2 rRNA genes are annotated in these 3,411 nt (G+C 52.1%); both read left to right on the top strand.

Features of this window, described 5'->3' with window-relative positions:
* Nucleotides 1–260: 260 nt before the first annotated feature.
* A 23S ribosomal RNA gene (locus QWZ03_RS13240) occupies nt 261–3,141 on the top strand.
* A gap of 149 nt (nt 3,142–3,290) precedes the next feature.
* A 5S ribosomal RNA gene (rrf, locus tag QWZ03_RS13235) occupies nt 3,291–3,404 on the top strand.
* Nucleotides 3,405–3,411: the final 7 nt, after the last annotated feature.

Here is a 3,411-nt window from a genome sequence, read left to right as displayed (position 1 = left end):
AAGGGGTGGATGGTTTATTGCTGTTTGGCTTCTTAGCCATAAGGTACTTTGCTCTTTAACAAGATGGAAGAAGTAACCAATGACCTGACCCGCTGGGTAGCAGCAATGCTATCGAACGGGTTGGAAGTAAATTGGGTTGATTGTATCGATCGAAAGCCAGCACAGTCAGCGCTGGTGGACGATAACGCAAACACCTGTAATCAGAAACCGAGACTGGTCGACCGCAAGGAAGAACAGGACTCAGGCTTCTTCGGTTATAGGGTCAAGCGAATAAGTGCATCTGGTGGATGCCTTGGCGATGATAGGCGATGAAGGACGTGTAAGCCTGCGAAAAGCTTCGGGGAGCTGGCAATTAAGCTTTGATCCGGAGATGTCCGAATGGGGAAACCCACCCGCAAGGGTATCCCAGACTGAATACATAGGTCTGAGGAAGCGAACTCAGCGAACTGAAACATCTAAGTAGCTGAAGGAAAAGAAATCAACCGAGATTCCGTAAGTAGTGGCGAGCGAACGCGGAAGAGCCTGTACGTGATAGTCGATTGTTTAATAGAACGGAATGGAAAGTCCGGCCATAGTGGGTGATAGCCCCGTATATGAAAAGCAATCGGTGGTACTAAGCGTACGACAAGTAGGGCGGGACACGAGAAATCCTGTCTGAAGATGGGGGGACCATCCTCCAAGGCTAAATACTCATCATCGACCGATAGTGAACCAGTACCGTGAGGGAAAGGCGAAAAGAACCGCGGGAGCGGAGTGAAATAGAACCTGAAACCGGATGCATACAAACAGTGGGAGCCTCTTCGTGGGGTGACTGCGTACCTTTTGTATAATGGGTCAGCGACTTACATTCAGTAGCAAGCTTAACCGAGTAGGGGAGGCGTAGCGAAAGCGAGTCCGAATAGGGCGTTCAGTTGCTGGGTGTAGACCCGAAACCAAGTGATCTATCCATGGCCAGGTTGAAGGTGGGGTAACACCCACTGGAGGACCGAACCCACTAGTGTTGCAAAACTAGGGGATGAGCTGTGGATAGGGGTGAAAGGCTAAACAAACTTGGAAATAGCTGGTTCTCCTCGAAAACTATTTAGGTAGTGCCTCAAGTATCACTGACGGGGGTAAAGCACTGTTATGGCTAGGGGGTCATCGCGACTTACCAAACCATGGCAAACTCAGAATACCGTCAAGTGCGAGCTTGGGAGACAGACATCGGGTGCTAACGTCCGGTGTCGAAAGGGAAACAACCCAGACCCTCAGCTAAGGTCCCAAATGCATAGTTAAGTGGAAAACGAAGTGGGAAGGCATAGACAGCCAGGATGTTGGCTTAGAAGCAGCCATCATTTAAAGAAAGCGTAATAGCTCACTGGTCGAGTCGTCCTGCGCGGAAGATGTAACGGGGCTCAAACTATGAACCGAAGCTAGGGATATGCGTAAGCATATGGTAGAGGAGCGTTCCGTAGGCCTGCGAAGGTGTGGTGTGAACCATGCTGGAGGTATCGGAAGTGCGAATGCTGACATGAGTAGCGATAAACAGGGTGAAAGTCCCTGTCGCCGAAAACCCAAGGTTTCCTGCGCAACGTTCATCGGCGCAGGGTGAGTCGGCCCCTAAGGCGAGGCTGAAAAGCGTAGTCGATGGGAAACGGGTTAATATTCCCGTACCTTTCTGTAATGCGATGTGGGGACGGAGAAAGCTAGGCCAGCCGGGTGTTGGAAGTCCCGGTTTAAGCGTGTAGGCGTGTTTCGTAGGCAAATCCGCGAGACTAAGCTGAGGCGTGATGACGAGTCTGCTTGCAGACGAAGTGGTTGATGCTCTGCTTCCAGGAAAAGCCGCTAAGCTTCAGTTACAGAAAGACCGTACCGCAAACCGACACAGGTGGGTAGGATGAGAATTCTAAGGCGCTTGAGAGAACTCGGGTGAAGGAACTCGGCAAATTGACACCGTAACTTCGGGAGAAGGTGTGCCCCGGTAGGTTGTAGCCTGTACAGGTGAAGGCCGATGGGGTTGCAGTGAAAAGGTGGCTGCGACTGTTTATTAAAAACACAGCACTGTGCCAACACGAAAGTGGACGTATACGGTGTGACGCCTGCCCGGTGCCGGAAGGTTAATTGATGGGGTGCAAGCTCTTGATCGAAGCCCCGGTAAACGGCGGCCGTAACTATAACGGTCCTAAGGTAGCGAAATTCCTTGTCGGGTAAGTTCCGACCCGCACGAATGGCGTAACGATGGCCACACTGTCTCCACCCGAGACTCAGCGAAGTTGAAATGTTTGTGAAGATGCAATCTCCCCGCTGCTAGACGGAAAGACCCCGTGCACCTTTACTGTAGCTTTGCATTGGACTTTGAAGTGGTTTGTGTAGGATAGGTGGGAGGCTTTGAAGCAGGGACGCTAGTTTCTGTGGAGCCGACGTTGAAATACCACCCTGACCCCTTTGAGGTTCTAACCTAGGTCCATTATCTGGATCGGGGACCGTGCATGGTAGGCAGTTTGACTGGGGCGGTCTCCTCCCAAAGTGTAACGGAGGAGCTCGAAGGTATCCTAGGTACGGTCGGAAATCGTACTGATAGTGCAATGGCATAAGGATGCTTAACTGCGAGACTGACAAGTCGAGCAGGTGCGAAAGCAGGACATAGTGATCCGGTGGTTCTGTATGGAAGGGCCATCGCTCAACGGATAAAAGGTACGCCGGGGATAACAGGCTGATTCCTCCCAAGAGTTCACATCGACGGGGGAGTTTGGCACCTCGATGTCGGCTCATCACATCCTGGGGCTGTAGCCGGTCCCAAGGGTATGGCTGTTCGCCATTTAAAGTGGTACGTGAGCTGGGTTTAAAACGTCGTGAGACAGTTTGGTCCCTATCTGCAGTGGGCGTTGGAAGTTTGAAGGGGGCTGCTCCTAGTACGAGAGGACCGGAGTGGACGAACCTCTGGTGTACCGGTTATGACGCCAGTCGTATCGCCGGGTAGCTAAGTTCGGAAGAGATAACCGCTGAAAGCATCTAAGCGGGAAACTTGCCTTAAGATGAGACTTCCCTGGGACTTCGAGTCCCCTGAAGGGTCGTTCAAGACCAGGACGTTGATAGGTCAGGTGTGGAAGCGCAGTAATGCGTTAAGCTAACTGATACTAATTGCCCGTGAGGCTTGATCCTATAACCCAAGAGGCCTGAGGCCAGGGTTTGCGGACGATCAACCCAATTGATTTGGTTACTTCTTCTATCGATGATTGGCTCTGTGGCGTAGCTGCGGAGCGGATCATGAAATTCGATGCATCGAGAGATCGGTGTATCAGCCAGTTTTGCTTGGCGGCCATAGCGCCTTGGACCCACGCCTTCCCATCTCGAACAGGACCGTGAAACGAGGCAGCGCCGATGATAGTGCGGACTACCCGTGTGAAAGTAGGTCACCGCCAGGCTCCCCTT

Origin of the sequence: Chitinimonas viridis, from assembly GCF_030409555.1 — a bacterium.
Lineage (GTDB): Bacteria > Pseudomonadota > Gammaproteobacteria > Burkholderiales > Chitinimonadaceae > Chitinimonas > Chitinimonas viridis.
Note: the sequence above shows the minus strand (reverse complement) of the source record. Positions and strands in the feature narration are given on the sequence as shown.